The 25,954-nt window shown below is 45.7% G+C and carries 32 protein-coding genes, 1 tRNA gene and 8 pseudogenes; 17 read left to right on the top strand and 24 right to left on the bottom strand.

All coding sequences use genetic code 11. The features are described from left to right. Positions 1–35 precede the first annotated feature (35 nt). Positions 36–347 carry a 30S ribosomal protein S26e gene (locus JCM16161_RS00680; protein ID WP_054854687.1) on the bottom strand — a complete coding sequence of 104 codons (312 nt, stop codon included), beginning with the start codon at positions 345–347 and terminating at the stop codon, positions 36–38. A gap of 125 nt (positions 348–472) precedes the next feature. Here JCM16161_RS00680 and amrS point away from each other — a divergent pair. Next, positions 473–1,611: pseudogene (gene amrS / locus JCM16161_RS00675) on the top strand (AmmeMemoRadiSam system radical SAM enzyme). A 1-nt stretch (position 1,612) separates the two neighbouring features. Here amrS and JCM16161_RS00670 read toward each other — a convergent pair. Continuing rightward, on the bottom strand, positions 1,613–2,014 hold the full coding sequence (locus JCM16161_RS00670; protein ID WP_054854686.1) for a hypothetical protein: 402 nt from the start codon (positions 2,012–2,014) through the stop codon (positions 1,613–1,615). Positions 2,015–2,161: 147 nt separating this feature from the next. Further along, positions 2,162–3,940, bottom strand: coding sequence for a molybdopterin-dependent oxidoreductase (locus JCM16161_RS00665; protein WP_054854685.1), 1,779 nt, complete (start codon positions 3,938–3,940; stop codon positions 2,162–2,164). A 64-nt stretch (positions 3,941–4,004) separates the two neighbouring features. Between JCM16161_RS00665 and JCM16161_RS13595 the strand changes: the two genes are divergently transcribed. From JCM16161_RS13595 to JCM16161_RS13585, 3 genes are all read left to right on the top strand, one after another. Continuing rightward, complete coding sequence (locus JCM16161_RS13595; RefSeq protein ID WP_243668320.1) at positions 4,005–4,586, top strand: FAD-binding oxidoreductase; 582 nt, start codon at positions 4,005–4,007, stop codon at positions 4,584–4,586. Continuing rightward, complete coding sequence (locus tag JCM16161_RS13590) at positions 4,583–4,795, top strand: hypothetical protein (RefSeq protein ID WP_243668318.1); 213 nt, start codon at positions 4,583–4,585, stop codon at positions 4,793–4,795. The genes JCM16161_RS13595 and JCM16161_RS13590 overlap by 4 nt, the downstream gene beginning before the upstream one ends. A gap of 72 nt (positions 4,796–4,867) precedes the next feature. Further along, positions 4,868–5,140: an FAD-binding oxidoreductase gene (locus JCM16161_RS13585; RefSeq protein ID WP_243668316.1), complete on the top strand. Its 273-nt coding sequence runs from the start codon at positions 4,868–4,870 to the stop codon at positions 5,138–5,140. Positions 5,141–5,187: 47 nt separating this feature from the next. On the opposite strand, the gene JCM16161_RS00655 is transcribed toward JCM16161_RS13585, so the two are convergent. The 11 genes and pseudogenes from JCM16161_RS00655 to JCM16161_RS00610 all read right to left on the bottom strand — a co-directional run bounded on the left by JCM16161_RS00655 (position 5,188) and on the right by JCM16161_RS00610 (position 11,954). Continuing rightward, positions 5,188–5,430 carry a hypothetical protein gene (locus tag JCM16161_RS00655; protein ID WP_243668314.1) on the bottom strand — a complete coding sequence of 81 codons (243 nt, stop codon included), beginning with the start codon at positions 5,428–5,430 and terminating at the stop codon, positions 5,188–5,190. A gap of 7 nt (positions 5,431–5,437) precedes the next feature. Further along, positions 5,438–5,878, bottom strand: coding sequence for a hypothetical protein (locus JCM16161_RS00650; RefSeq protein ID WP_243668312.1), 441 nt, complete (start codon positions 5,876–5,878; stop codon positions 5,438–5,440). 434 nt (positions 5,879–6,312) lie between these two features. Continuing rightward, positions 6,313–7,048 (bottom strand): annotated as a pseudogene (locus JCM16161_RS00640) (amidohydrolase family protein). A 20-nt stretch (positions 7,049–7,068) separates the two neighbouring features. Beyond that, positions 7,069–7,350 carry a hypothetical protein gene (locus JCM16161_RS00635; protein WP_054854680.1) on the bottom strand — a complete coding sequence of 94 codons (282 nt, stop codon included), beginning with the start codon at positions 7,348–7,350 and terminating at the stop codon, positions 7,069–7,071. Between the two features lie 42 nt (positions 7,351–7,392). Then, positions 7,393–8,676, bottom strand: a complete 1,284-nt coding sequence (locus tag JCM16161_RS00630; RefSeq protein WP_243668310.1) for a hypothetical protein — start codon at positions 8,674–8,676, stop codon at positions 7,393–7,395. Positions 8,677–8,681: 5 nt separating this feature from the next. Next, complete coding sequence (locus JCM16161_RS13580; protein ID WP_243668308.1) at positions 8,682–8,876, bottom strand: hypothetical protein; 195 nt, start codon at positions 8,874–8,876, stop codon at positions 8,682–8,684. Positions 8,877–9,212: 336 nt separating this feature from the next. Beyond that, positions 9,213–9,645 (bottom strand): annotated as a pseudogene (locus JCM16161_RS13575) (amidohydrolase family protein). Positions 9,646–9,659: 14 nt separating this feature from the next. Next, a complete protein-coding gene (locus JCM16161_RS13570) occupies positions 9,660–9,824 on the bottom strand; it encodes a hypothetical protein (protein WP_243668306.1) in 165 nt (54 codons plus the stop codon). A 32-nt stretch (positions 9,825–9,856) separates the two neighbouring features. Beyond that, complete coding sequence (locus JCM16161_RS00620) at positions 9,857–10,204, bottom strand: hypothetical protein (RefSeq protein WP_054854679.1); 348 nt, start codon at positions 10,202–10,204, stop codon at positions 9,857–9,859. A 53-nt stretch (positions 10,205–10,257) separates the two neighbouring features. Further along, a complete protein-coding gene (locus tag JCM16161_RS00615; protein WP_243668304.1) occupies positions 10,258–11,616 on the bottom strand; it encodes a hypothetical protein in 1,359 nt (452 codons plus the stop codon). Beyond that, positions 11,589–11,954 (bottom strand): hypothetical protein, encoded by a 366-nt coding sequence (locus JCM16161_RS00610; protein WP_243668302.1) that lies wholly within the window; start codon positions 11,952–11,954, stop codon positions 11,589–11,591. Before JCM16161_RS00610 ends, JCM16161_RS00615 begins: the two co-directional genes overlap by 28 nt. A 134-nt stretch (positions 11,955–12,088) precedes the next feature. On the opposite strand from JCM16161_RS00610, the pseudogene JCM16161_RS00605 reads away from it, so the two are divergent. Beyond that, positions 12,089–12,564: pseudogene (locus JCM16161_RS00605) on the top strand (PaREP1 family protein). Between the two features lie 20 nt (positions 12,565–12,584). On the opposite strand, the gene JCM16161_RS00600 reads toward JCM16161_RS00605, so the two are convergent. Together JCM16161_RS00600 and JCM16161_RS00595 are read right to left on the bottom strand one after the other, a co-directional pair. Continuing rightward, positions 12,585–12,661, bottom strand: a tRNA-Ala gene (locus JCM16161_RS00600). A 25-nt stretch (positions 12,662–12,686) separates the two neighbouring features. After that, positions 12,687–13,469 (bottom strand): GNAT family N-acetyltransferase, encoded by a 783-nt coding sequence (locus tag JCM16161_RS00595; RefSeq protein WP_243668300.1) that lies wholly within the window; start codon positions 13,467–13,469, stop codon positions 12,687–12,689. 68 nt (positions 13,470–13,537) lie between these two features. On the opposite strand from JCM16161_RS00595, the gene JCM16161_RS00590 reads away from it, so the two are divergent. After that, complete coding sequence (locus JCM16161_RS00590) at positions 13,538–14,611, top strand: GTPase (RefSeq protein WP_243668298.1); 1,074 nt, start codon at positions 13,538–13,540, stop codon at positions 14,609–14,611. On the opposite strand, the gene JCM16161_RS13565 is transcribed toward JCM16161_RS00590, so the two are convergent. Next, the gene (locus JCM16161_RS13565; protein ID WP_243668677.1) at positions 14,608–15,126 is read right to left on the bottom strand and encodes a hypothetical protein; all 519 of its coding nucleotides are present in this window, start codon (positions 15,124–15,126) and stop codon (positions 14,608–14,610) included. The genes JCM16161_RS00590 and JCM16161_RS13565 overlap by 4 nt on opposite strands. A gap of 120 nt (positions 15,127–15,246) precedes the next feature. Beyond that, positions 15,247–15,795 (bottom strand): annotated as a pseudogene (locus JCM16161_RS13560) (glycerate-2-kinase family protein); the annotation flags it as partial. A 176-nt stretch (positions 15,796–15,971) separates the two neighbouring features. On the opposite strand from JCM16161_RS13560, the pseudogene JCM16161_RS00580 reads away from it, so the two are divergent. From JCM16161_RS00580 to JCM16161_RS13555, 3 genes and pseudogenes are all read left to right on the top strand, one after another. Beyond that, positions 15,972–16,585: pseudogene (locus JCM16161_RS00580) on the top strand (haloacid dehalogenase). Between the two features lie 367 nt (positions 16,586–16,952). Further along, complete coding sequence (locus tag JCM16161_RS00575; RefSeq protein ID WP_243668296.1) at positions 16,953–17,510, top strand: SagB/ThcOx family dehydrogenase; 558 nt, start codon at positions 16,953–16,955, stop codon at positions 17,508–17,510. A gap of 5 nt (positions 17,511–17,515) precedes the next feature. Next, positions 17,516–17,758: a nitroreductase family protein gene (locus tag JCM16161_RS13555; protein WP_243668294.1), complete on the top strand. Its 243-nt coding sequence runs from the start codon at positions 17,516–17,518 to the stop codon at positions 17,756–17,758. A gap of 22 nt (positions 17,759–17,780) precedes the next feature. Here JCM16161_RS13555 and JCM16161_RS00570 read toward each other — a convergent pair whose 3' ends face one another. Continuing rightward, entirely contained in the window at positions 17,781–18,230 is a 450-nt protein-coding gene (locus tag JCM16161_RS00570) for a DUF2258 domain-containing protein (RefSeq protein ID WP_054854674.1), read from the bottom strand. Positions 18,231–18,319: 89 nt separating this feature from the next. On the opposite strand from JCM16161_RS00570, the gene JCM16161_RS00565 reads away from it, so the two are divergent. Genes JCM16161_RS00565 through JCM16161_RS13545 form a run of 3 tightly spaced genes read left to right on the top strand, consistent with a single transcriptional unit; the run spans position 18,320 to position 19,090 of the window. Further along, entirely contained in the window at positions 18,320–18,613 is a 294-nt protein-coding gene (locus tag JCM16161_RS00565) for a DUF211 domain-containing protein (protein ID WP_054854673.1), read from the top strand. Then, a complete protein-coding gene (locus JCM16161_RS13550) occupies positions 18,610–18,870 on the top strand; it encodes a hypothetical protein (RefSeq protein ID WP_243668292.1) in 261 nt (86 codons plus the stop codon). Before JCM16161_RS00565 ends, JCM16161_RS13550 begins: the two co-directional genes overlap by 4 nt. A 58-nt stretch (positions 18,871–18,928) precedes the next feature. Beyond that, positions 18,929–19,090, top strand: a complete 162-nt coding sequence (locus tag JCM16161_RS13545; RefSeq protein WP_243668290.1) for a hypothetical protein — start codon at positions 18,929–18,931, stop codon at positions 19,088–19,090. Between the two features lie 14 nt (positions 19,091–19,104). Here the strand turns inward: JCM16161_RS13545 and JCM16161_RS00555 are convergent, their stop codons facing one another. Beyond that, positions 19,105–19,524 carry a Trm112 family protein gene (locus JCM16161_RS00555; RefSeq protein WP_054854672.1) on the bottom strand — a complete coding sequence of 140 codons (420 nt, stop codon included), beginning with the start codon at positions 19,522–19,524 and terminating at the stop codon, positions 19,105–19,107. 60 nt (positions 19,525–19,584) lie between these two features. Then, a pseudogene (locus tag JCM16161_RS00550) lies at positions 19,585–21,344 on the bottom strand (succinate dehydrogenase/fumarate reductase flavoprotein subunit). A 104-nt stretch (positions 21,345–21,448) separates the two neighbouring features. Here JCM16161_RS00550 and JCM16161_RS00545 point away from each other — a divergent pair. The 5 genes from JCM16161_RS00545 (at position 21,449) to JCM16161_RS13530 (ending at position 24,286) form a co-directional block, all read left to right on the top strand. Further along, positions 21,449–22,306 carry a hypothetical protein gene (locus JCM16161_RS00545; protein WP_054854671.1) on the top strand — a complete coding sequence of 286 codons (858 nt, stop codon included), beginning with the start codon at positions 21,449–21,451 and terminating at the stop codon, positions 22,304–22,306. Positions 22,307–22,446: 140 nt separating this feature from the next. After that, positions 22,447–22,674, top strand: a complete 228-nt coding sequence (locus JCM16161_RS13540) for a DUF373 family protein (protein WP_243668288.1) — start codon at positions 22,447–22,449, stop codon at positions 22,672–22,674. Further along, a complete protein-coding gene (locus JCM16161_RS00540; RefSeq protein ID WP_243668286.1) occupies positions 22,665–23,552 on the top strand; it encodes a DUF373 family protein in 888 nt (295 codons plus the stop codon). The genes JCM16161_RS13540 and JCM16161_RS00540 overlap by 10 nt, the downstream gene beginning before the upstream one ends. Continuing rightward, on the top strand, positions 23,512–23,940 hold the full coding sequence (locus JCM16161_RS13535; RefSeq protein ID WP_243668285.1) for a hypothetical protein: 429 nt from the start codon (positions 23,512–23,514) through the stop codon (positions 23,938–23,940). Before JCM16161_RS00540 ends, JCM16161_RS13535 begins: the two co-directional genes overlap by 41 nt. Before the next feature lie 121 nt (positions 23,941–24,061). Beyond that, complete coding sequence (locus JCM16161_RS13530) at positions 24,062–24,286, top strand: hypothetical protein (protein ID WP_243668284.1); 225 nt, start codon at positions 24,062–24,064, stop codon at positions 24,284–24,286. On the opposite strand, the pseudogene JCM16161_RS00530 reads toward JCM16161_RS13530, so the two are convergent. From JCM16161_RS00530 to JCM16161_RS00520, 3 genes and pseudogenes are all read right to left on the bottom strand, one after another. Next, a pseudogene (locus tag JCM16161_RS00530) lies at positions 24,261–24,900 on the bottom strand (orotidine 5'-phosphate decarboxylase). The gene JCM16161_RS13530 and the pseudogene JCM16161_RS00530 overlap by 26 nt on opposite strands. A gap of 18 nt (positions 24,901–24,918) precedes the next feature. After that, entirely contained in the window at positions 24,919–25,359 is a 441-nt protein-coding gene (locus tag JCM16161_RS00525) for a hypothetical protein (RefSeq protein WP_054854670.1), read from the bottom strand. A 62-nt stretch (positions 25,360–25,421) separates the two neighbouring features. After that, positions 25,422–25,919 carry a hypothetical protein gene (locus JCM16161_RS00520; RefSeq protein WP_243668283.1) on the bottom strand — a complete coding sequence of 166 codons (498 nt, stop codon included), beginning with the start codon at positions 25,917–25,919 and terminating at the stop codon, positions 25,422–25,424. Positions 25,920–25,954: the final 35 nt, after the last annotated feature.

The raw sequence follows: 25,954 nt of genomic DNA, 5'->3' as shown, positions 1-25,954 counted from the left end.
CTGCGTTTGGGTGGGCTTCGCCGCAGGTAGCGCCGTTACTGCTCCCTACGTACTGGCGCCTTCGTTAGTGAAACTTTCTTCTTCCTCTCATCCTCAGCCCTAACCTTTAGTATGCCTAGGTAGATTGCGCAGTTTATGCAGTAGGTCTTTGTGACGTAGTACCTAGGGACGATGGCGCCCTGCTTCTCAAGCTCCCTAGCAAGGTCGGCCGGCACTGGTGAGTATGGTACCGTAACCCTAACAGCCTTAGACCTAGGCACTAGCTTACCGCAATTGTCGCAGTAGACCATCGGTTCCTTGCCCTTATCACCCTTATGGCGTCCCCTATTCTTCCTCTTCTTCGGCATATCTTGGCTCCATACAACAAACTACTTAAAAAAACATACCCCCTCCGTGACTACGTACTAATTAGTAGAGACTTACTTGCCTCATAAGGTTTTTAATCATGGGTTAATGATTACATATGAGCTTAATGAGGGAAGCGGTACTGTATAAGGCGTTGCCTGACGGTAGGGTTGAGTGCACAGCATGCGCAAGGAGGTGCAAGCTCTCTGATGGTCAGTATGGATTTTGCGGCGTTAGATGGAACTTGGGCGGTAGGCTTTACTTAATGGTTTATGGAAAGATCTCAGCAATAGCCGTAGACCCAATAGAGAAGAAACCACTTTACCACTTCAACCCAGGTTCCATGGTACTCTCCTTCTCCACATACGGCTGTAGTTGGGCATGCCAGTACTGCCAGAACTTCGACATAAGCCAGAGAAGGGTTCTCGAGGGTTTCGAGGTGACCCCAGAGAAAATTGTCGAGTTAGCCGAGACCTACGGGACTCAGGGAATCACATATACGTATAATGAACCATCGATATTCGCAGAGTTTGCGTACGATGTTGGGGTCCTAGCCAAGAAGAGGGGGTTGTTTAATACATTCGTTACCAATGGCTATATGACCGATGAAGCCGTTGATTACATATCCAAGTTCCTCGATGCGGCAACCGTAGACTTTAAGGGTAATGCCGAGCCCAAGTTCCTGAGGAAATTCTCACTGGTCCCGGATCCCGAGCCCATATTCCAGACACTCCTTGAGATGAAGAGGAAGGGAATATTCATCGAGGTTACGGACCTGGTGGTTCCGGAAATAGGCGATAACCTGGAGTATGCACGTAAACTGGCCAGGTGGGTTGTGGATAACCTGGGGCCAGAGACACCAATGCATTTCCTAAGGTTCCACCCTGACTATAAGGTTGACTACCTACACCAACACCCATAGAGACGCTGGAGAAGCACGCCCAGGTGGCTAAGGAGGAGGGGCTTAAGTACGTCTACATTGGTAATGTTCCAGGGCATAAACTCGAAAATACCTACTGCCCGAACTGCGGTAGGGTTGTTATTAGGAGGAGGGGCTTCGACATACTGGAGGTTAACCTGACGGAAGATGGTAGGTGCAAGTTCTGCGGCGCCAAGATTAACATCGGCGGTAAGGTGTGGCCAACCTGGAGGTTAAGTGATAGGTTCGCCTACGTACCCATCGAATTACTATCTAGGTATGTCAGGATAACCAGGGAGCAAATCGAGGAGCTTAGGAGAAAAATTCATGTTAAAACACAGGGATAAGTTAGGCCACAGCCCTAATCTCAATATTGGATATGCAAAACACCCTGCCTGACAAATTAACAGTGCTTCCATTAACTAACATTGTTATTCCCGTGACCTCCTCGGCCAGGTTAAGCTGATTAATTGGAAGTACCATACTTATAACCCCAACACCAACATAAATCTTAATCACGTACTCCCTATCACGGTCATCAATGAGCGTTAATACGAATAGTGATGAATAATCATTAATTTTATGCTCCTTCCAACCCAATAACCAGTAATCATCACCATACTTGCTATTAATACTCCTTAGCAATGAGGTAAACTCAAAATCATCAAAACACTTACCTACGACTATGCCTAGTTCCCTTAAAAACCTCCTTAAATTCCTAGTAGACCCCTTAGCAAGCTCTACGACCATTTTACCTCGTTAATGGGCATAATTTAAAAGCATGTCCCTAAAAATAATATCTGCACTCTGTGAATAAAATTATTATTAACTTATTAATTACCGTGAATAATGCAAAAATGACTTTATTAATCAATAATAAATTGGCAAAAATATACGTTATTTACCCACGACCCTAACCCTAACCTTAACGCCGTTAAGTAATGGCGTACCTGCGTATTTACCCTTAACACGCCCCGTAATACTATTAATGGGCTTGCCATCAAGATCAATAAGGCTGCTTTTATAAATTAACGCCACACCAGGAGGTACATTGCCATCCCTAATAGCCCTAACCCTGATGCTACCAAACTCATTCTCTAGGATAACAATACCCTCATAATCATGGGTATAAACCACGGGCTCCAAATTGCCATAAACCTCGCGGAACTGCGTATTAGTGTAAAGCGGGTGTGATGTAAAGACTAGGCGAACCTCATTACTACCTAATTCACTGGGTTCCACTGGATTTGGCAATGGGTATGCATCAGGCTCGTTGGTGGGTAGGTACCTTGGCTTGACCTTAACGACCTTCCTCTCCCTGAGCTCCTCCAACGTAACGCCAGCCGGCCTTATGGCCCTATCCACAGCCTCCCAGGGATCCTCAATAAGCAGTGGATGGGAAATCCCAAGCTCCTTAGCTAATCGGTGCATTAAGTCGACCTCCGTTATGCCCCTAAGAGACCTAACTGGCTCGTTATAGATTAAGTAGTCATGCCAATAACTATAAACCACGTCATACTTCTCAAGAAATGTCGGTGCAGGAATAACCACATTAGCAAGCTTAGCCGTTTCAGACCAGTACGGGTCATGAACAATTAAGGTAACCCTACCCTCACGGACGGCCTCAATCAACCTATCACCACCTGGTAGGGTAACCACTGGATTCTCATTCCAAACATACACAAGGTCAACCTCGCCTCGCTCAATGTAATCCCCAAAGTCAGCCATTGGTATGACCCTCGAAGACCTAGCCATATGAAGGCCCCTGAGGTAGTCAAAGTCTATCCCCCAACCCAGGGAATTCGAGTAGTAATAACCCCTCTCCAAACCAACCAAGGCTGGGATTAACGAGATCATACCAATGGCGTCACCGCCATTTAAGGAACGACCAAGGGCGAAGCCTATCAATGTTAGTGGCTTATAATCATGGTAAAACTCGGCAAGCCACCTAATACTATCTATAGGCACACCGCTAATTCTCGACAGATAATCAAGTGAGAACCTCTCGACATAACTCGTTAATTCCTCGAAATGCCTAACCTTACCCTCGACAAGGCCCTCCTCAATCAGCACCTTAATAATGCCTATGGCTAGAAACACGTCAGTGCCAGGCTTAACTATAACCGCCTTATCCGACTTCCTGGCCGTGTCGCTAAGCCTAACATCAACCGCCACCTTAAACTTCCTAATGAACAGGGCCCATATGTGCGGTGCCGACACACTAGCCGGGAATGCCCAGAACACAGCAGCTCTGTACTTAATGAAATCCTCCGGTAAAGCGCCCATGCTAGTGCCGTAATGCGCCCTAATGGCTGCATGACCCTCGGCAGAGCATATCGACCTGTCGGTCTGTGAAGCCCCAATGACATTGAATAACCTGTCGGGGAAATACCACGTTAAGAGCCCTTGATTACCGTCGTAATCCGTACGCAGTATCCTGGCAGGGTCCCTCTTTATGACCTCCCTGAGCAGCTTTGCCGCATACTTAATGGCATCCTCGATGCTGACCTCCTTACCGTCTATATAGGCCGACAATACTCTATTCCTCTCATTCCTGGTTAAATCAGCCCTGCCCCTGGCGCATGTAAATCCATTTATTGGGAATAGGTTGAGTGGTCTATAGTTTTCGTTAAATATGCACGTGTCGTAGCAATCCCTCGTACATGCAATTACCATGTTAATTAGTGATCAATCACGTACTAGTTATAAACTAATTCCCAGTGGTAAGTTAGGATTAATCATGGGAGGGACCTTCGATGTGGTAGTTATTGGTGCAGGTTCAACGGGAGCCACCATAGCCTATTACCTGGTTAGGGAGGGGTTTAGGACCTTGGTTATTGATAAGCGTGGCGTTGCCCAGGGAATGACAGCCTACTCCTTAGGTCTCGTTAGGAGTTATTACGCAAATGAGGATGTGGCGCGCATGTCTCATTACAGCCATGAATTCTTCATGAACTTCGAGAGGGAGTTCGGCATCAACGTATTCACGAAGACCGGGCTCCTGGTTTTGGGTAATGACGAGGATGGTATGAGGAGGGCCTTCGAGATGCTCCGCAACGTTGGCGCCAGGGTTCGATTATTAAGTGATTACGAAGTTCGTGAGATGCTCAATGCCGATGTCGGGCAGGGTGAAGTTGGTATTTATGAGGAGGACGCGGGTTACGCGGATACGGGCCTATACACAAACACAATCATGAATAGGGCTAGGGAGCTGGGCGTTGAGCTAATTATCGATGAGGCCCAGGTTCAACTTAGGGATTACAGGGTGGTTGGTGTGAGACTCGTCAGTAATGATGAGACTGTGAGGCTGATCATTACGTGATCGCCACTAATGTATGGACACCAAAGCTACTACCCCAACTCAACCTGCCGATTAAGAACATTATTGAGAGGGTGATTAGGGTCGAAATGGGCAGGTCATTACCTAACGTGTTTGATTACGTGAATAACTTCTACATAAGGCCCGAGCTCCAGCTATGGTTTAATGGGCCTACTATACCCACCCGAGGATGCCTGGCCAGACCCAGATAACTTCAGCCCATTGGCTACGCCGGAGTTGGACTATGCCGTCAATGTCATGGAGAATGCCGCCAGGAGGTTGCCGTGTTCGTAAACGCAAAGTACCTGGGTGGTTGGAGGGGTTTGTATGACGTCACCCCTGATTGGATGCCCATAATTGACGAACCTGTAAAGGACTTAGTAGTTGTTGCTGGCTTAAGCGGCCATGGCTTTAAGTTAGCACCGGCCTTCGCATTGATGGTCACGGAACTAATAAAGTACGGGAAGGTGAGGACGTTTAAGGACATATTTAGGCTGAGCAGATTTAGGGAGGGAAAAATGATACAGGGAACAGTGCAGGAAAAGGCAGCATTCTAATACTGATGAAACGAAGATCCCTAGTAATAACCCCAAGTAAATACGGATTAACTATTACGCGGTACTGGGGTTACTGGTAATGGCAATGGTAATAATGGTATTGTTATGTTTCCCATGCTAGTACTTAATACGACATATCCATAGGGCAATTCTGTGATGTTGCTTGGAAATGCGTAATTTACGGTACAAGTTGTTGATAATACTATTATTGGTTTATTAGTATACATTAGTTCTGGACCTGTTTGTGTTGGTAAATAATCAAATTCCGCCGTGCTCGTTGCATTTACCATTAATGACTTACTTAACATGCATGAAGTTAGTAATGAACCATTGTATGAGTATAGCTATAGCGTTAATGATTATGGTGCTTGGTAATGGATTTATGATCTCTAGGTCGATCCATGTAACGTTTGCAAAAATTGATGATGGTAAATACATCGCAAGACCCACAGGCTTGCTTAATGGGACCACCTCAGCTATTGAGGTATTGTATGTAATTGTTGGGGAATTTCTTATTTCTATCGTGATTGTTAGGTTCATGTTCATTAATTCATCCACGGAGTAATTGCCGATGGATGAGTTAGAAATGCCGTAAGCCATATAATGCATGAACGTAGAATTAAAGAATACGGTCATTACCGGAAATGATATTGTGATATTTGGTGGCGCTAAGATCGGTGTTGAATACGCCCTAAATTCCTTAGATATCGGCGGACCGGCATATATATTAATAAACATTATCATGGGCTTAGCCGCTATATTCGTTACGTTTAAGAATACTATGCAAAGCCGTTATTTCCCCATATAAAAAGATAGAGTATGGGCTTAACCTTAATCGTCTCGGTTTCAGTCGAAAGAACGTAATTGCTTCTTAACTTATTATACTGAGATATTAATGAATTACATATTAACTTATAACCCGTATAATTTTCCTTTAGCAGGTAAATCTTAGTCCGCAATAAATTAATTTCTGAGATTTTACTATTTATAATTAAAATTAAGTAAATATTAATAATAACAAGAATTAGCATCAAAGCGATTATAATATATAGGTATGATTGGGACATATCGATAAAGTAGTATTAAGAGACTTTTAAGGCTTGCTAATCCTTAATGAATAACGTCTAGTAATAGAGGTTAATTCGTCTATATGCCGATATACCGCATGTGATTCATTTCCATGGGTATATTCTTTGTCCTCCCACGTATGTTTCCAGTATCTTTATGTTTCTTAGTTCCTTATCGCTCACGCTTAGCGGGTCTTTGTCAATTATTATGAAGTCTGCAAGGTAACCTGGCTCGAGCTTCCAAGTTCATTCTCCTCACGGATAGGTATGCAGAGCCGTACGTGTAGTAATGAAGCGCATCAATCAAGCTTACCTTCTCATTCTCCGTGTACTTACACAGTTCTATACCCTCATAGCAGCCCCTGGTAACCGCCGCATACACGGTCTTCCATGGGTTTAGTGACTCGACTGGCGCGTCCGTGCTGAAGCCGAGCATTACGCCATTATTAATCAATGTCTTGAATGGGTACACGTACCTAGCCCTATCAGCACCAACCCTATCCACAACCCACCAATCACTAATTACGAAGTGAGGCTGAACAGCCAATACGATACCAAGCTCCCTAATCCTCCTCACTAAGTCCTCCCTGAGGACTGAGGCGTGTTCAATCCTGTGCCTAAGTACTTGGGCATCGCCTAGCTTACCGTAAATATCGAGTATTACCTCAACCATCTTATCCCCAATACCATGAATAGCAAGTTGAAGACCAGCCTCACTACTTCTCCTAGCAATACTCATCAACTCGTCAAAACTGTAATTCGGCCTGCCGGAATTACCTGGATCATCGTTGTACGGTCTCGACAACCAGGCGGTCCTAGCTCCAAGCGAACCATCGGCGATAACCTTAATACCATTAATCCTCAGGTACTGAGAACCGAAGCCAGCCTAATGCCGAGCTGCCTCAGTAACTCGATGATGTCAATCCCATGGTCGAATGGATTTAGGTAAGCCCTAACCCTAACCGGTAAATTACCGAGTTCCCTCTCAATCATTATTAGTGATTGTAGGCTTTTTAGGTCTACGGATACGAAGCCCACGGTAGTGACACCAAGCGATGCTGCGTATTTCATGGAGTTCATCATGAACTCCCTATAATCATCAAGTGTGTACGAGTCCCTCACCAACTCCTCAACCTTATTCAACAAGTTAGGTTTATTTTATTGAGCCCGTGGACCTTGGGCAGGTTATTGGCAGCCTAATCTCTTTATTGCCTTGGCTATCTTCCAAGCTCTCTCGACCTTGCTCTCGTTTACTGCTTCCTCATGCATTTTCCTCAATACTTCGCATACCCTGCTGGTGAGCTCGGGATACTTCTTGATTACGTCTATGCCCATGTAGACCACGTACCTATCGCCATGCTTATTTAGCTCGGTCTCTCTATAACCCGCGTTCCTTAATAACTCCAAAATCTTCACGGCATTCCCATAGTCACTACGCTGTATCGTAAGCCAAACAGAGCCGCTAGTGCTCATGTGGACGGTCATTTTAATGCCGGCGACCTCAATTGATGACCTACCCCTTGGCTTGGTTTCCACGCTTGTTAGTTCGATTAATCGCCTAAGCTTCTCAGCATCTAGCAATGGACTCAAGTCCTCGATTAAGGCCTTGATCGCTTTATCACTGAGCATTTTGCGGGCTAGCTCAACGGCCTTTGAAGAATTAACCACATAGTCCACCTTGTACTCTCCGTCATACTTTCTGAACCCCAAGCCCTCCAACCTATCGATGACCTTACCCCACAACTCATGCTTCGCCTTACCCATATAGAGCCTAATACCCTTCTCCTTAATGTCCACATGGCCATCACCGAGTATTACATGTAGCAGGAATGCCATGAACTCCGCATCATCGAGCCTACTAACCTCCTCGGTAATCCCGGCCTTGCCTTTAAAAGAATCCTTATGTTCAACGGCCCTTAAATGCCACACAACACTCACACCGCCATCATTAATGTTCAAGCTGTGTATACGCATACGAATCTTACCTGGAAACATTAATGGAAAGATCGTTGCTTGCCAAAGTTGTGTAGTGTTCATTATCGGGTAGCCATTATCGATTGATCCATCGGTCAGCATTAACCCACATTGCGAAGCCCTCAACGCCTTATCGTTGAATAGCTTCGGCGTCGTAACGTGAACGCCCACGAGCCCATCAAGCGTTATATTTATCGTTATGTTCCCTGACTTAGCGACCCTCGCTACCTTAATCGCGAGCCCCTCAGTATACAGATGCACCGTGAATGACTTGTTCTTATCGAGTGGATCCCCACTAATAATTATTGTTGTTTCGCCCCTCCTCAACCCCTCGATTAGCTCCTCGAGCTCTCGCCTATATACTGAGAGCCATCTTTCGCGTGCTTGCTTGGCTAGTTTGAGCATTTTACTGCTAACCTCACACTCGGCATTTCTAAGCTTTGTAATTACTTCATCGCCCTTAACGATTACCATGTTATTCAACCAATCACTCAATGCCCTTATTGACTCGTCAAACGCGTTGCCAATTCACTGAGTAAAATGTCCCTATGCCTCTCGACTCTATTCATGAACTCGCTGATCAACCTCATTACCTCATCAATGATTCTTGGGTCCTTGACCTCCTCACCACACCTAAGTCGTTTAGAGCCTTTCACCCTGACTCCCCAACAAATCCTTAGGCCATTAAGAACCATTTAGACATCCATGGAATCAATACACAACAAGGCTAATAAGACACTACCAAGGAGGTGCCGAATAACCGTTTGGAGGGTCTCCCCCAAATTCAACCAAGGCACCGCCCTCCCAAACCCTAGGAGAACAAAAACCATCCATTACACGCAGCATTACGCATTACTTCCAAAGGTCGGTAGGTCATAAACCTAAAGCGCTACTTACTTAATAATGAGCGGCGCCACATAACCACCCACAGACCCTGTGCAATCTTGTGGATCCCACGACCATGTAGAAGTTGCTATTCCTAGCATAGGCACGTTAAACTCATTACCACATGCCATCTCACGAAAGTGACTTCACAACCAATGGAAACACCCTGCCTGTCTCCTCATCGATCTATATGACGTCACCCTATCTAACGCCTGCTCAATAATTACACCCGTGGCATTACCCCTCTCATCCCTAATCACATCCCTATCCACTGCATTTAAGAGGCCGGTTAACTCCATAGTCCTTGTGTTAAGCACGGCGGCATGGCCACAGACCCTAACTAACATGACGGGTCTATCGCTGACCACCTCATCAATGTCGAGCCTACTCGGCCAGCCTCTCCCTAAACAATTCCTGATCCCAGCCCCTACCCATCACCCACCTGGTCTTAACACTCTTCACATACTCCCTAAGCCTACTCTTCAATTCCTCAATACTATCAATGCCCCTTAAATCCAGCGTCGCCAGGTTAATGCCTATCGAGTCCAAGTGTGCATGGGCATCGATGAATCCCGGCATCACAACACGGCCCTTTAAGTCCACTTCCTCAAGCCCGAGGCATCCGTAATCCTCAAAGCCCTTGTTTCATCACCGACATATGCAACCCTATCACCAATAACGACCATGGCCTCAGCCCTAACCAGAGGCTTGAATGATGGATAAACCAACCCATTAAACAAGACAAAACCATTAACCATTGCCTAGAGTTATTAAAGCGCCTATGTAAGCGTTACTGGTGAAAGTCAACGGGCACCTTAACCAGCGATGCTATCTTCGAGGCCGTAGTTAAGTTAGCCCGAGCCCTAATAATCTCATTACCACATATGAAGTTAACCATGTAGTATCTGCCGTGCCTAACCATGACGATCCTATCAACCCTCAACTCCCTATGGTACAACTCCGAGAATGAGAGAATGATCGCAATGACTATAATGCTAATGAAGAAGTTAAATGCTATCAAAAGGAGGGATAAGACAATCAATAACACCGTAGTTGAGGTACACAACTTAACTAATACGCTGTATTCATAAACCGTGATACAACGTCCATATATATCACTCAGGGAAACACTACCCACTAAGAGTTAACGGGCATTATAATTTTATAAATTTACATAATCATCCAGCAGTATTAACCAAGGTACGTTGGCGGACACCCCTGGGCTAATTGACCACCGGCCCAGGTCTCATTGAGCTCAACGCCGGGCGTTGGGACCGCGTAGGTTTGGCCGTTATAATTCACATAGCTAATGACGGGAACGACATTATAATAGACGTATTGACCGATCCGGCTTGGTTGGGCCCATACATAGTAATATTCGGGGGCTGTTGTTCCGGACTGCTGTAAATTAGTCATTTGGCCCATACTTGAAAGAACATTAATGAGCCACTGAGCCCATGTCGGTAACCCGCCTGTCTCAACTATGGTCTCGACAACCACGCCACCCCCAACGGCTGAGGCTAACGTAGATATGACTTCAAGTATTGGTACGTTAAATACATTGGCTATGTATTCCGCCTCTAATGGAACATTAACTTCTAAAGTGCCGTTGGGGAAGTAGAAGTCGTAATTACCTTGATTATTTATCGTACACCCTGAATATACAGGCGTTGGTAGGCTCAAGCCGTAGTAACTTAGGAACTGAAATATGGCTGATACTGGGCCGTTACCGGTATCAAGACTTGCTACGGCTTGTCCCTGCATATTAAGCCCTATGGCGTAGTAATAATATTGGTTAGTAGGTGTGCATGTACCGAGGTTTGGATTACATTCCCAGTACTGGTATTGGGCCATAGCATAAGCGCCAGGCGCGCCTATATAGTAAATGCCAGGTCCCTTAATATTGACTCCAAACTCGCCAGGAGACGTACTTGGTACATATAAATAAAACGATGATGAGCTATATGTGGAACCAACCGCGTAGGCTATTACCTGCCCACCGCTTGTTTCTAACTCCTCAGCGTATAGGGAGAATGGTTCTGAGGATGATGATTGTATATTAAGTCCCAGATTAACAGTACCTCCACTTAATGCGCTAACCATACTTTGACTCCATGAGACCCATAGCAGTGGTATTGTCCCATTGTAACCCGTGCAATTAGCTAGGGCGAAGTACCCATACACCGTCGGTATAGTGCCGGGCGCATATGTTGGCGCCTCCGGTGATTGGCTCACGCAGTCGTATAATTGACCAGGTTGGTCCGTGTTATTCGTTAATACGAGCGTAGGCCCTCTAATTGCCGGCCCAACAGCCCTTAGTTGATTCATGGGTATGTTGGGTGGCGCTGATGTGTTTATCTCAACATTGACTGTTATTAAGTAGGACTCATTGCCGATGTATAACGATGCAGGTGCGTACGGTACCGTGAATGCCTTGACGTAGACCCCACGCGGTGTTTGGTACGTAACAAAGACCAGCAATGCCGTGTACAACCCAGGCTGTAGCGAGTGCCAGGTGCCTCTTAACATCCAGGAGACCCACCTACCCACTGCGTAGCAATGCCGGGGGAGTCCATGGGTATGACTACTCTAGAGCCCTCGAATAACCCAACGGGGATTATGTGGTAGGGCGTTAGGGCGAATACGGTGATCGAGGCATTACTCAGCGGTGAGCCGCCTACGGATTCAATACTTATTACCACCCTTGAGTAATTAATTCCGTTTACCCCAACCCTATAGATGGCGTAATTCTCAGTAACACCCTTAACCGGTGAGTAGGTCCAGGATCTATAAAGCGTGGGTTGCTGCCCTAGGTTTACCAGTACGATTACTATTAATGAAAGGGCCAGGGTGAGCATTACGAGTGTTACGACTTTGACCCAAGCCATAACCATCACTCCCATTATTCCCACTAGGACTTTTTTTACTCGGGTGTTCTTAAGAGGTGAATCGAGAGGCTGAGAGATGACCCATTCATACATGATGGAGAATTTATATATTGGGTGGCGATATGATTTATTGTATGATTAGTGTTGAGGAGTTGATTAGGAAATTGATGGATAAGGGGGTCGACGTTACTGAGTTGCTGCTTGATGCCTTAAGCATGAGGGATCCTGAGGAGAGCATGAGGGAAAGAATGGCATTGCCGAGAAATACTTGAGTGAGGCCAGGGAATACGTTGATAAAGGCGATGCTGTTCAGGCTAGTGAGAAGCTCTACAAGGCTGCTGAAGAGGTTGTTAAGGCGTTGGCTGAGAAATATAGAACGCCTGAGTACCAGGAGTTCATGAGGGAGGGTAGGTGGCACACGTACCTACTCGGCATGGCCAGTAAGACCCTGGCGAAAGAACTCGGTTATTGGGTACTTGATGGCTGGAACGCTGCATACGACCTACACGTATGGGGATTCCATGAGAGAAAGTACACGATTGAGTACGTGAAGGTGAGTATGAAGAAGATAGAGGAGATGGTTAGGGAGGCTAGGAAGGTTATCTCGTAAGAACCGAGGATGTGATGGCGTGGTGGACCGGCCGGGATTTGAACCCGGGATCTCCCGCGTGCAAGGCGGGCATCCTTCCAGGCTAGACTACCGGCCCAAGGAAAAGCCGAGAACCAAGAAATTTAAGCTTTTGCCTGTGCTTGGCTTAGTTCTTTCTCGTAGACTATGAACCTGCCGTAGTAATTCTCGAAATCGCCATTCTCCGTAGCTAATACCTCGGTTTTAGTGGGCGTTGTTGGTGGCCCCACGGAGAATTCACCAAGGCCTATACCCCTGCCAATGTACACTTCGTCTATCATAGTCATTACGAAATCCTCGGTGGCTCTCGTACACATCCAATGCTTCTTTGTCGTGCAGAAATAACCATTGGTCCTCCTTAACGCATTTTTAATTACTTCCCGCATCGCTTCTCCACGGACTGTGCCTACCTGGCTCGGCCTTGCTATGCCCGTGAATAGAGTCATTACTTCGCGGAACCCCAGGGACCTTGCCAGGCGTTGGCTTGGTTCATTCCAGTCAGCGATCATTAACATTGCATACTTGATACCGCTTCTCACGGCCTCGCCGAGTACGTACTCAGTTAATGCCCTACCAATACCCATCCTCCTGTAATTAGGGTGTACTCGAATTCCCTCCAGCCATGCAGTACTCATTTCCCTAATTAATACCATGTTAATCACGCCAACTACCCTATCCTTAATGACCGCCACGTATGCCGTGCCCTCGCTAATCCACTCATTGATTGCCCTAGGTACGTAATCACCCCATTGAAACGTATTCCTCGTGAATTCCACTACCTGCCCCACGTCACTAGGTATTGCCTTTCTTATCGTTAATTCATTCATTACAGCCGTAAATACCGAACTTCTATTTTTACCTTTCCCATTGCCCTCGCAATAAAGCACTTAAACATGTGCATGTGTTGCTTCCCGTGGGCTCATTAACACTGAGTTTTAGTGATGGTACTTTGATCGTGGAGGGCCCTGCCACGGTAACGGTGATGAGCGGGCAATGTGAGGTGCTAGGTTGTCCCGTAAGTGGTTCATTGAGTGTCGAGAGATTTAGGGCGCTACCCATATTTGCCAGGGGTTCATGCACATTATCCGTTAATGGCGGCTCTGTTAGGTATGTTGATGGTAATACGATACCAAGTGATTGGGATGGAATTAACCTCGAGGGTATCGCCTTAATAATCGGTGACATTGATTCTGGTAAGACCACGTTAACAACGTACCTATTGAATAGGCACGTGGCCAAGGGCTTAAGTACGTGCGTCGTGGATGCCGATGTTGGTCAGTCATCAATAGGGCCTCCAGGTGTCATTGGGCTTTCCTGTGTTGGATTACCGACACCGACACTCGAGGATCTGCACATGATGAGTGGGTTCTTTATTGGTTGTAACAGCCCATCGCAATGCGTTGGTAGATTTATTAGTGGGGTTAGTGCAATGGTTAAGGAGGCCTTTAGTAGGACTCCTGGCCTCGTGCTAATCGACATGCCTGGCTGGGTTGGGGATGGAGGTATTGAGTTGATTAGAAACGTAGTTGATGCTGTTGGCGTGGATTATGTCGTGTCCATAGGCATCAACCTACACCTGCGATCAGGCGTTAAGGTGATTAATGTCTCTAGGTCAAAGTACGTAAGGCCTAGGACTCCTGACGAGAGGAGATTTCTGAGGAATCAGGCCTTACGTAGGTACTTAAGTGGTGAGTTAATTAGTGTCAATATAGGGTTGGACAGGCTCATTGGAAACTCGGCGATTGAGTGTGTGATTAATAATTGTGGTCATTACGTAATCGATAATGTGGCTGAAGTCACTAGGCATGGTGGCGTGGTTAAGGTGCCTTCTAGGCTATTTAGCAATATATTCATTGGCTTAATGCGTAGGGGCTTCCTGGCAGGTTTTGGCGTGGTTAAGGAATTTAACCTTAAGGAGGGTATAGCCAATGCCCTTGTCACCACTGATTATTTTGAGGAGGCAGTCATGGGTAGGCTACGTGTTGACCCGGAGAAGCTTGAGGAGATTGAACCATTTCCACTACTTTAATAGCCTGAGACGTAGATTGCTGTGACGATGTTTAGGTTACTACCCGTCCACCCAGTACGTATTATGGTGTTCGTCCTTTCGAATACGAACGCGGTATTATTATTACGTAACTCATTCACTGGGTCAATACCTAACTTAATAGCCTCATCAATTAGGTGACCATCGGTGACACAGCCCGCCGCATCCATGTTTCCATCAATTCCGTCAGTCGCCATGGAAATCATGGAGACCCCATCAACGCCCCTCACCGACAATGCGAAGCCCATGCACATCTCCGTCGTCCTACCACCCCTACCATTACCCACCACCGTAACCGTCGGCTCACCACCAGATAGGATCAAACCGCGCCGAATTGGGACACCCCTAAACCTGGCCTCTAGGGCTATACTTGCCAAGTACCTACCAACCTCCCTGGCCTCCCCATCCATCCTGGACGTGAGTATTAGGGACTCCATACCAAGCGACTTGGCATAATTCGCCAAGTCCGTGAGCACGTCCATATTACTCGCAATCACGTAATTCCATGTATTAACTAACTCCTTAGGCGTCTCCTCAACTATGCCCTTTAAACCCTGCTCAAGAACCTCCCTAACGGTACTAGGTACTTTATCCCAAAGACCCCTATTCCTCAGTATGGTTATGGCGTCCCTATACGTGGTTGGGTCAGGGACGGTTGGTCCGCTGGCGACTGTTGCCGGGTCATCACCAGGTACATCGCTTGCTATTAACGTTATTACCCTACCACCCTCTTAATTACCTCCTTGGCTAGTCTCCCTCCCTTCGTCATTGATAAGTGCTTCCTCACGGTGTTTATCTCATGAATAGTAGCCCCACTCCTCAGTAGTAGGTTATTCACTTCCCTAATGTCCTCAAGCTCAGACCCTTCATGGGTACTTCAACCAAGCTGAGCCACCACCACTTATTAGAAATAGTACGTAATCACCACCCCTAACGTTATTTAGCAGGTCAAGTATCTTCAACCCAGCATTAATGCTTGCCTCCGTTGGTAATGGGTGTGTTGATTCGAGAATCCTTATCTTCCGTAGATTACCCGGCGTTCCTCTGGGCACCACGGCGATCCCATCTATTATCCTATCGTAGGCCACATCCTCAATTGCTTTGGCCATCCTTATTGAGCCCTTACCAATGGCTATAACGTAGAAATAATCAACTTCATGCCCCATGATCCTTACCCTACCATTATCAACGCTTATGGCCTTCGAAGTCCTAAGGTATAAGTCCGAGGATTTAAGGATTAGGCCTAGTAAATCACTCAGTAAATCGCCACCGAATACGGGAAATACCACATGAATTATTAATGGCAATTGATTTTTAAGGGTTAGGTAGGCACCATAACCGTATGATTGACACCGATGGATTAAGGGCAAGGTTGAGGGAGCTTGAGGAGGTTAAGGATGTGGTTATTGAGACTGGGGTTAAGGTGAATAGGCTTTCTAAGTCCGTAATATACTCATTGATTAGGGATGATATTGAGACAGCGCGTAAATACATAAGGGAGATGCAGGATCTCGTTAATAAACTCAGGGAATTAATTGCTAAGTACCCGATGTATTATAATAACGCAGTAATCAGTCTCCAGGAGTACGTTGAGGCGATGACAATGTGGTTTTTCATGACCGAAAATAGGATACCAAGCCCGAGTGAGTTAGGCGTCGATGCCGAGCCTACATAAACGGCATTGCTGATTTCACGGGCGAGCTCAGTAGAAAGGCTACTGAGGAGATGATTAAGAATAACCTAGACTTCGCGTTAAGGGCTAAGAGGGTAATGGAGGAGCTTTACCTGGATTTACTTAGTCTAGAGCCCAGGGATTATGAGATGAGGAAGAAAGTTGATTACGTGTCATCCAACATTAACTGGCTTAATGAAAAGATATTCTACAAGACATTAAATATTAAGGTGGTTCAGGAACAATCATCGAAGAACTCTAACGTAAATAATTTGCCGAAGTAAAGCTTAATTTCCAATCTTTCGATCTCGCGACCTCCCTCCACTGGAAATATGGGAAACGAACAAAGTTCTACGGAAGGTAAAGGTATGGCTCAATATCCCCATTCAGTGACTTACCCATTCGTATTAATCACTACGTACACAGCCCAATCTCCAATTACCTGCTTGGCTGGTACCCATGGGATTGCCAATCGTGTTGATTATTTCGACCACATTCTTCATAGTAGCCGTGAGGCAGGTTTGAAATTAAGGAACCAAGGCAAGTTAAGGATGGCATCCTACCCTCTGAATTGTTGTGGTAATTGCTCAGTGCTAGACTAAAGTCAAAATAATAAATATCATTATTATGTTATATTTTTATTGAGATATCATGTGTGAGGATGAGGCGTTAAGGGATATCATACCTGGCGAGGCATTATCAATATTCAGAAGGCTCATAGGCAAGGATATTGGTGCGGCCTGCGACTTCTTAATGAGACATTACAGAGGTGAGTACTGGCCTAGACGACTTGGTGCAATGCCTTCATTAAGGAGGGTCAGGAGTGATTATGTGATTAAGCTACCGAATCCCAAGCCCATTATGATGACCGTAAGTAGGGCCATCGTTTCAAGGAGGAGTGCCGAGGACTTCATAGATGAACCAGTGAGTATTGATGACTTATCAACAATACTTTACCTAGGCCTAGGCATTACGGGTTGGACGCAGGCCTATGGGCTCGATAGATACCCACTACGTGCATACCCATCGGCAGGGGCTTTACAGCCTATCGAGGCGTACCCAGTGATTCATAACGTGACGGGGTTGAGAGAGGGGCTTTATCACTACGACCCATTTAGCCACGCATTGGAAGTCCTTAAGTTAGGTAAGTTTAACTCGTTAATGGCTGATTTGGCCTCGGGCAGGATCACGTTGGCAGGGCGTCGGTAGTTATCGTGCTCACGGCGTTCTATTCACGAACACGCTGGAAATACTGGAAGAGGGCCTTGAGGTACGTTTTACTTGACGCGGGTGCTGTTATGGAAAACATGTACCTAGCGGCGATGGGCTTAGGACTTGGTGTTAGGGCGGTGGGCGCCTTCTATGATAATGAACTATGCGGATTCCTCGGTATTGACTGCGTTGAGGAGTTCCCAGTATTATTAATGCTTATTGGTAAGGAGGTACGTGGTTTTTAACGGCTGATTAAGCCTGTACTGCTTATATCGAGCCTATTATACTCCTTATCTTCTCAATCTTCCTCTCTAACTCACCGCACCTCTCCTCAATGGCCTTATTAACCTCATCCTCGGTGTATAACCTCTCAATCTTTAAATCAGAGAAGTTAAGCTTGTTTGCCTTTTGATCGTATGAAACCACGACGCTTATCCTCACGAGAGCCAGCTTATCAATGCTCCTCTTAATCATCTCGTCATACACGGTCTTATTTAACTCCGCAATGTCTCTAAGTATCACGTCCTCAGGGACCATCTTTGAGAACGCCGCAAAGGCGGCACGCCTGAGTTTATCGGCAAATCTCGCCGCTATTATTATCCCCGTCCTTAACTCGACGGTTAATGGCCCATGGAATGTGAACCCGCTATATAATTTCTCATACTCTGCCGCTCGCTCCTTATCTCGTTCTACGTCCTCACTGGGTTTCCAAGACATGATACATTACATAATTGAGTTTCATTTAAAACTTATTTTCCGAGAGTTAAATACTTAAGTAGGGGTTGATCTCTTTATCCTGATCTGAATTGGGTGGGTTACGTAGGGTTGTGCTTGATGTTGACATACCAAGTAGTGTCTCCACGGTGGAGCTTGCGGATAAGTTGGGCAGGGTTAGTGGTGTTAAGGCTGTTAATGTCACCGTCACTGACACCGACGTTGAGGTATTGGGCCTGGTAATCGTTATTGAGGGTGATAACATAAATTATGAGGATGTGAGGAGGGTAATCGAGGACCTGGGCGGCGCGATTAGGAGTATTGACCAGGTAATCGTTGGTGAGTACATACTTGAGATTAATCCTCAATTACTTAAGGAGAGATGAGTATGGCGGGCATAGACGGCAGGTACTTAGTACTTGGCTTTTTAGACAGTGTTTTAACAACGCTTGTGCTTGGCGAGGCAATGCGAAGTACTATTAAGTTGGTGGCTATAGTTACGACGATAAATTTGATAACGGCATTCATGGCCGAGTATATCGAGGAGAGGAGCTCATTGAGTCATATTGAGAGGGCTCTATTGATGAGGAGGGGTTCATTATTGAGGACGAGCTACATAGGAGGGCTATATACGATGCGTTAATTAAGGGCTTAGTATTTGGTGCCGTGTCACTACTGGCGCCTCAGTTACGAATTATACGATGTACCTGGTCAGGGTGTTTTGGATACCAGTAATCCCGGTGATTATACTTGGAGCCTTTGGCACATTAATGAGCAGGTACTTTAGGGGTAACGCCGTACTGTGGCTTGTGCTCTATGTAATACTTGGTATTGCAATGTCGTTTATAGGAACCATCGTTTAATGATAAACGTCGCCTTATGTTGATAAGTTGATTGGTTTGCCCTCCTTCAATATCTTATTACCAAGCTCAGGATTAACCTTAATTAATTGATCCTTAATCCTGTCTAGAAAGGCCTTATCTTCCTCCTTATTCCTGAGCTCGTCAGGTAGTAGTATTGGTATTTCATCCTTGATTGGATACCAACGACCGCACTTAGGGCAGTACAATACGCCCTCAACAACCTCCTTCTTGATGCATTCATCACAGGGTAGTTCCTGTGGGTTTGGATAGTTCTTTATGAAGACGTTCTTAAGTGCGCAATACTCCTCACAGAATGGTCTCTTGCTCCACTCGTATTTTCGTTCAGGATACTCCCTCTCCCTAAGTACTATTAATGTTAATGGGAATGTCTTATCGTACGGACACGCCAATACGTCCATTAACCTGTACTTCACGAGAAAAAGCCCTGTTATTACCCTTTAATTACTTTTACCTTTAATGAATTTTTAAACGCCTTAGTACTTCCTCTCCTCGGGCTTCCATCTCGTTATGCGAACCGGAACGTAACTAAGCCTAGGCCCATCGGGCGTATAGAAGTATAGCGTGTGCTTCAACCAATTAACATCATCCCTCTTCGGATAGTCAAGCCTATAGTGAGCACCCCTTGACTCAGTCCTTGTTAATGCACCAACAATTATTAACTCAGCCTGCTCGAGCAGGAAGTCTAGCTCGAGTACATCCTTAAGATTCGTGTTGTAGTACCTACCCTTGTCCTCAATCCTAACGTTCGGGAACTTCTCCCTCAACCTCTTTATTGTTGAGTACGCCTCCTCAAGTCCGCTCTTATCCCTGAATACATATACGTAGGTGTCCATCGTCCTATTCATCTCCTCCCTAATGGAGTACGGGTTCTCGGCACCGACCTCCTTATGCAATAACTTATCGAATATCCTACTCTCCTCATTAGCCACTTTCGTCGCTATATCACCGGTATACTCCAGCATTGAGTCCGGTGCAGACATCGCGTACTTAGCCGCGGCCGCGCCGGTTAGCCTACCCCACACGAGGCACTCACTTAATGAATTACTGCCAAGTCTATTGGCTCCGTGAACGCTGACATTGGCAGCCTCGCCGGCAGCCCATAGGTTTGGTACCCTGGTCTTATCCTCATCAAGCATTACCTGGCCATATAAATCGACATGTATGCCTCCCATCATGTAGTGCATTGCTGGTCTGACCGGTATTGGCTCATCGACCGGGTCTATACCCAATGTTTTAATGGCTATTTCCCTAATCATTGGCAACCTCTTATTTATCCTCTCCTCACCAAGGTGCCTCAGGTCTAATAGGACGTAGCAAAGCCCAGACTCCTCGTCTATAAAGCCTCTACCCTCCATGCACTCGGTGATTATTGCCCTACTCACTATGTCCCTAGGAGCGAGCTCCATCTTACTTGGTGCATACCTCTTCATGAATCTCTCGCCCTCCTTATTAATTAAATAGCCACCCTCGCCCCTGGCGCCCTCCGTTATCAGGATACCGTTGGGCACCAATGCCGTTGGGTGGAATTGCGGAAACTCCATGTCCTTAAGTGGTATTCCGGCTCTATACGCCAGTGAGTAACCATCACCTGTTGATGACCAGGCCATTGTCGTGAACTTATAAACCCTACCGTTACCACCGGTCGCGATTATACCTGCCTTAGCAAGTATTACCTTAAACTCGCCAGTCCTTAGGTCAATTGCCGTGACGCCTCTAAATACTCCGTTATCCATTAATAATGATGTAACGAAGTGCTCATGAAGTATCTCGACATTATCGAACCTAAGTACGTTATCGTATAATGTACTCATTAAGAAGAAACCACTTTTATCCTGGGCGAATGTCGTTCTAGGTATGGACATACCACCGAAGGGTCTCTGTAGTATCCTGCCCTTCTCATCCCTTGACCAGGGAACACCCAGGTGATCCATGAATATTATTTCCTTAGGGGCCTCTCGTACTAGTAGTTCAACGGCGTCCTGGTCAGCCAGAAAGTCGCTGCCCTTAACCGTATCATACGCGTGTAGGTCAAGGCTATCTCCCGTCTCCTTTGGATATAGGACGGCGCTTGCACCACCCTCAGCACTAACAGAGTGACTCCTCATTGCATGAACCTTTGATAAGACGGCAATCCTAATCTTGCCTGAGAAACCCTTGCAGCCTCGAAGGCAGCCCTTAAACCAGCTAGGCCAGAACCAATGATTACTAAGTCGTACTTAAGTACTTCAGTCATACCCTAATCCGTTTTACATAGGTAGTTTATATTTTCTTCCCTCATTGAGACCTCAGGACTGGGATAAGCATTATTAATACCTTCCTTAGTATGGCTTATTTTGAATGGCATTTTTGAATGAGGAGGAGTTGGAGAGTAAGATTAAGGAGTTGAGTGGTGAAATTCTTAAGGTTAGGAATGAAATCGAAGCTAAGGATAAGGAGAGGAGTGAGCTTCGTAATGAGTTGAATAAGGTTAGGGAGGAGTTGAGCGCCGTAATTAATCAACTTAACGGCAAGAGAAATGAGTTAAAGAGCGTTAAGGATGAGATTGCTAAGTTAAGGAAGAATAGGGATGATATTGTCAACACATTGAAGCAACTTAAGGATAGAAGGGTCGAGTTGCTTCAAAGAATTAAGGAATTAATAAATAGGGTGAGGAAGTACAGGGAGTTACTGAGGATGGTTAATGACATAATTGGTGGTAAGCCTGTCGATAAGGAGAAACTGAAGGAGTTGATTGATAAGCTCGAGTTTGAGCATGAGATCTCACCCACAGATCCCGAGAAGGAGTGGGAATTCTTCAGGACAATACAGCAGTTGGAGAGGGAGTTGAATGCAGCCGAGGTTCTTTCGAGAATTAAGGAATACATAAACCGTGATTCTCAGGAGATTGAGAAGATGCGTAAGGAGAGGATGGAGCTGGGTCAGCAAATGAGGGACCTCTATAATAATGCCCTTGCTAATATTAAGGCTCAGATACAGGAATTGAAGAAGAAAAGGGAGGCTATTGTTAACGAGATTGCTCAGTTAAAGGGTAGGAGGGATTCACTTAAGGCTAGGAGGGATGAGTTAAAGAGGGCTATATTAAGTAAGTCGGCTGAGATTAAGGAGTTGAGGACTCGTTTAAGGGAATTGAATGAGGAATTAAACAAGTACCAGCTATTGCTGGCGGCTGCGCGCAAGTCAAAGAACCTAGCCTGAAGAGGCAGGAGGAGGCGAGGATTAAGGAAGAATTGAGGAAAAGGGCTGAGGAGGGCCTTCAGAAATTGATGAGAGGCGAGAGAGTATCACTAAATGATTTATTAGGTCTGGAGTCTGATGAAGATAATGAGAAGTAAGCCATGTCAAAGCTCGTAAGAAGACTAATAGTGCTGTACGTTGATAGGGACAATGACGTAGGCGAGAGACTCGGCGTCCCCACACCAATAATCGGTAGGGGCAACGTGCTCAAGGTGGCTACGGAGTACATACTCAGGTATCCAGATGATTCGGATGCCAACGCCATGTTTGGCGCAATACAGCTTTATGATACGCTGATCTCCACGTTCGGGCTGATAACGTGGAGATAGCCGTGGTAACTGGGACGAGCTCTGAGGATGTCACTGCCGACATGAAGATACTTAATGAAGTTGATAAGGTGCTTCAGGTATTTGATGCTGATGGCTTCGTCGTGGTTTCTGACGGGCCTTCTGATGAGGTTGTAGTTCCACTTATTCAATCAAGGAGGCCTGTGGTTTCTGTCAGGAGAATAGTCGTTAAGCAGACTAGGGGCTTTGAGGAGTTTGCAGTACTTGCTAGGTACTACATTGGTAAACTATTTAGTGAACCTAGGTATAGGAGGTACGCACTTGGCATACCTGGGGCCCTATTACTCATTTATGGCGCATTCTATAGTGTGTGGCCGTACATACCCACCATTATTAGGACGATGATTGTGGCGAGCATAACGATACTGCTGGGCATTGCGTTTATACTATATGGCTTTAACCTTCATGAAAGCCTACTTAGATTCCTTAGGATGTATGAAGCCACGTTCTTCATATCAGCCCTATCAATATTCTTCGTAATAATATACTCACTATCCACCTACTATATGCTACACCAGACTATACCGCTTTGGGGCGCATTGAATGTGTTCGACTTAGTTGGACTTGTGGTTGGCGCGATACTCACGGTTAACGTAGTTGAGGTTTACATAAAGTTTAGGGCTAGGCCCTTTGGCAGGATAGCAGCTGATGTGCTTCTAACGGTATTCCTATTGCTAGTGGCGAGTGATTTAGCTGGTTACATGTTTGGTAAGGTGGGTACGTATACCCTACTCTTCAATTTAATGATTTATACTGTGGTAGGATTAATAACGTTGATTGCACTGGGTATTTTGAGGAATAGGTATGGTAAGGTTAAGGGTGGAGGTAAGTCAGGATCTAAAGGCATTGGCGTACGGTGAGTTGGAGGCATTAAGCGAATTGTCAGGCGGATTCCTGGACCTTATTGATGATTCAAGAGACCTGGTGATCGAGTATAGGGGTGACCCTGAACAATTAAGGAAGAAAATCTGCAGGGCCTCACTAATTAGGCGTATTTGGATTAGTAATGGCACCGGTGAGAGACTCTTTGTAGAGCTTGATAGGTCAAGGTATAGGGCATTGAGGAGGGGTAGGTTGGACAATGCCGTTGTTATTGACCTGCGCATTGCAAGACTTCTCGTTAATTTAGCAAGGACTGAGGAGGGCGGGGTTTTCCTCGATCCATTTGTAGGCTCTGGGGTAATTGCTCAGGAGGCTATGTTAGTCGGGGCCCATGTTATTGGGATAGATATTAACCAAAGTACCTAGGTTCGTTAAATAGTGCATATGTTGATTCTGTGAACTCGGATTCCTTATTAAGCCTATTAGGGATGGGTCGATTCACTCAATAGCGACGGACCCACCGTATAATAGGTTATCAATAATTAATGTGGATCTCGACTCATTGTATAGGGGCTTTGCTGAGGAAGCCTTTAGGGTTTTAAGGAACGGTGGTTATGTCGCTTTTTCACACCCAACCTACGTTGATTCCCTCGATTGGTTCTTAAATGCCGGCTTTGAACTAGTAATTAATGGTTTACAGTATGTTCATGGCGGATTAACTCGGTTAATCTATGTTTTTAGAAAGCCTAATCAATGCCGAGCAATCTCCTGATATTTTTAGCAGACGTTAGAGGGTCTGGCGCCTGCGTTATTGCCCTACCAACGACTACCACGTCTATGTTGGTACCCCTGATCTTAGGCGCCACCTTCTCATCAATACCACCAGCTATTGCAACTGCTAGGCCATAACTATTCTTAATACTCACGGCCTCGCTTATCAAGTCCTCAACGGTTAAACCCCTACTTCTCTGAACATCAATACCAAGGTGAAGACCTACGTAGTCAGGCCTTAACCCCGCATTGAGTAATTCCCTAATTCTGGCTGATGGTCCTTAACACTTATCATGTCAACTAACGGCTTACCACCAAGCTCCTCGCCTCATTAATAAACTCACCAATTGTCTCATTAGCCGCAGCACCAAGTACACTAACTATATTGGCTCCAGCGTTAATGGCTAACCTGGCCTCGAGGGCGCCAACATCCATAGTCTTAAGGTCAGCCATAATATCCACGTTTGGGCAGGCAACCCTTAACGCACTGACTATGAATATGCCCGCCGCCTTTATCAGCGGAGTCCCAGCCTCAACAATATCCACAGCCCCCGCACTGCATAGTCTACGTGCTAACTCAACCGCCAAACTGGGCTCTGTTAGATCTAACGCCACCTGTAGTTTCAATTAGACTCACCAACTCCTAAATATTATCTTAACTGGAACACCCATCTTTAACTCAACCAGTATTGGCACCTCAGCCTTATCACCAAGCTTATTAACAATGACGTCGAGTACATCCCTAACCCTCGTTAGGGCAGCCAACCTATCTGCCATGGCCTTCCTACTTTCATCGAGGGTTTCATACTCATCGATTGGTCTTGGATCAAAGATTATTTTCAAGCCCGTGAGCTCTATTGCCGTGGATAGCGGTAATTGCTGACCCTTACCCACTATCTCCTCTATCATTTGCAGTAATGCCATGTACTTATCGGCCTTAACCTTCAACTCACTCATCATACCCTCAATATCCTTAATCCTCTTCTCAAGGTCACTTATTTGATTGTTTACGTAATTAAGAAGCTCCTTAACTCCATTAAAGGTCATTAACTCGAGGTCGGGCGCGCTTGACATATCATTGATGTATTAACGAAGTACTTTAAAAAAAATATCGCTTATGAAAAATTGAGAGTAACCTAAACCAACCACCAGGGCCGTGACCAGAGAAACTCCTCAATAGCTGCCCTTTCATTCTGTTCAAAGTTATTCAGATCACCAATTGACCTTATCTTTATGTACTGGGCATTATTGAGGGAATCCCTTAGGTGCTTCAACGACACCGTAGATGATAAGTGCTTAATTGCGTCAACAACGTCATAAAACCTCCTTCTCCTAACCACGAACCACCGTGACCCCCTTATGAATGGACCAATAATACTGGGGTCATTAATGTACTTACTAATGAATCCCTCGGCGGCATTTGAATTAACTGGGGGGCCTTCATGAAGCTCGTATGGAGGAAGCTCAAGCTCGCTTAGGGATATCATTATGAGAATCATTGATTTATCATCACTCCAGGCCATTGAACGGATTATCTCGAAATCAAGCTTCCTAAGGTTCTTATTTAATGATGACATAAATTTCCTAATTTCACCCCACACAATGTCTGGCGACGTATTTCCTGGATAGGGCATCCTCATAACTACCGTGGGTAATACCCAAGTCGCTT

This window comes from Vulcanisaeta sp. JCM 16161, assembly GCF_001316285.1.
The sequence above is the reverse complement of the archived record's forward strand: the minus strand, read 5'-3'. Positions and strand labels throughout refer to the sequence as shown.

Excerpts from the sequence above, each read along its gene's own strand:
- JCM16161_RS13540 (WP_243668288.1), top strand. The coding sequence starts at position 22,447 with ATGTCAAAGCTCGTAAGAAGACTAATAGTGCTGTACGTTGATAGGGAC.
- JCM16161_RS00610 (WP_243668302.1), bottom strand. The coding sequence starts at position 11,954 with ATGGCTTGGGTCAAAGTCGTAACACTCGTAATGCTCACCCTGGCCCTT.
- JCM16161_RS13595 (WP_243668320.1), top strand. The coding sequence starts at position 4,005 with ATGGGAGGGACCTTCGATGTGGTAGTTATTGGTGCAGGTTCAACGGGA.
- JCM16161_RS00575 (WP_243668296.1), top strand. The coding sequence starts at position 16,953 with ATGTGTGAGGATGAGGCGTTAAGGGATATCATACCTGGCGAGGCATTA.
- JCM16161_RS00545 (WP_054854671.1), top strand. The coding sequence starts at position 21,449 with ATGGCATTTTTGAATGAGGAGGAGTTGGAGAGTAAGATTAAGGAGTTG.
- JCM16161_RS00570 (WP_054854674.1), bottom strand. The coding sequence starts at position 18,230 with ATGTCTTGGAAACCCAGTGAGGACGTAGAACGAGATAAGGAGCGAGCG.
- JCM16161_RS00655 (WP_243668314.1), bottom strand. The coding sequence starts at position 5,430 with ATGGTAAATGCAACGAGCACGGCGGAATTTGATTATTTACCAACACAA.
- JCM16161_RS00670 (WP_054854686.1), bottom strand. The coding sequence starts at position 2,014 with ATGGTCGTAGAGCTTGCTAAGGGGTCTACTAGGAATTTAAGGAGGTTT.
- JCM16161_RS00520 (WP_243668283.1), bottom strand. The coding sequence starts at position 25,919 with ATGCCCTATCCAGGAAATACGTCGCCAGACATTGTGTGGGGTGAAATT.
- JCM16161_RS00665 (WP_054854685.1), bottom strand. The coding sequence starts at position 3,940 with ATGGTAATTGCATGTACGAGGGATTGCTACGACACGTGCATATTTAAC.
- JCM16161_RS13550 (WP_243668292.1), top strand. The coding sequence starts at position 18,610 with ATGAGTATGGCGGGCATAGACGGCAGGTACTTAGTACTTGGCTTTTTA.
- JCM16161_RS13545 (WP_243668290.1), top strand. The coding sequence starts at position 18,929 with ATGTACCTGGTCAGGGTGTTTTGGATACCAGTAATCCCGGTGATTATA.
- JCM16161_RS13570 (WP_243668306.1), bottom strand. The coding sequence starts at position 9,824 with ATGGTTAATGGTTTTGTCTTGTTTAATGGGTTGGTTTATCCATCATTC.
- JCM16161_RS00680 (WP_054854687.1), bottom strand. The coding sequence starts at position 347 with ATGCCGAAGAAGAGGAAGAATAGGGGACGCCATAAGGGTGATAAGGGC.
- JCM16161_RS00650 (WP_243668312.1), bottom strand. The coding sequence starts at position 5,878 with ATGTTTATTAATATATATGCCGGTCCGCCGATATCTAAGGAATTTAGG.
- JCM16161_RS13580 (WP_243668308.1), bottom strand. The coding sequence starts at position 8,876 with ATGGTTCTTAATGGCCTAAGGATTTGTTGGGGAGTCAGGGTGAAAGGC.
- JCM16161_RS00525 (WP_054854670.1), bottom strand. The coding sequence starts at position 25,359 with ATGTCAAGCGCGCCCGACCTCGAGTTAATGACCTTTAATGGAGTTAAG.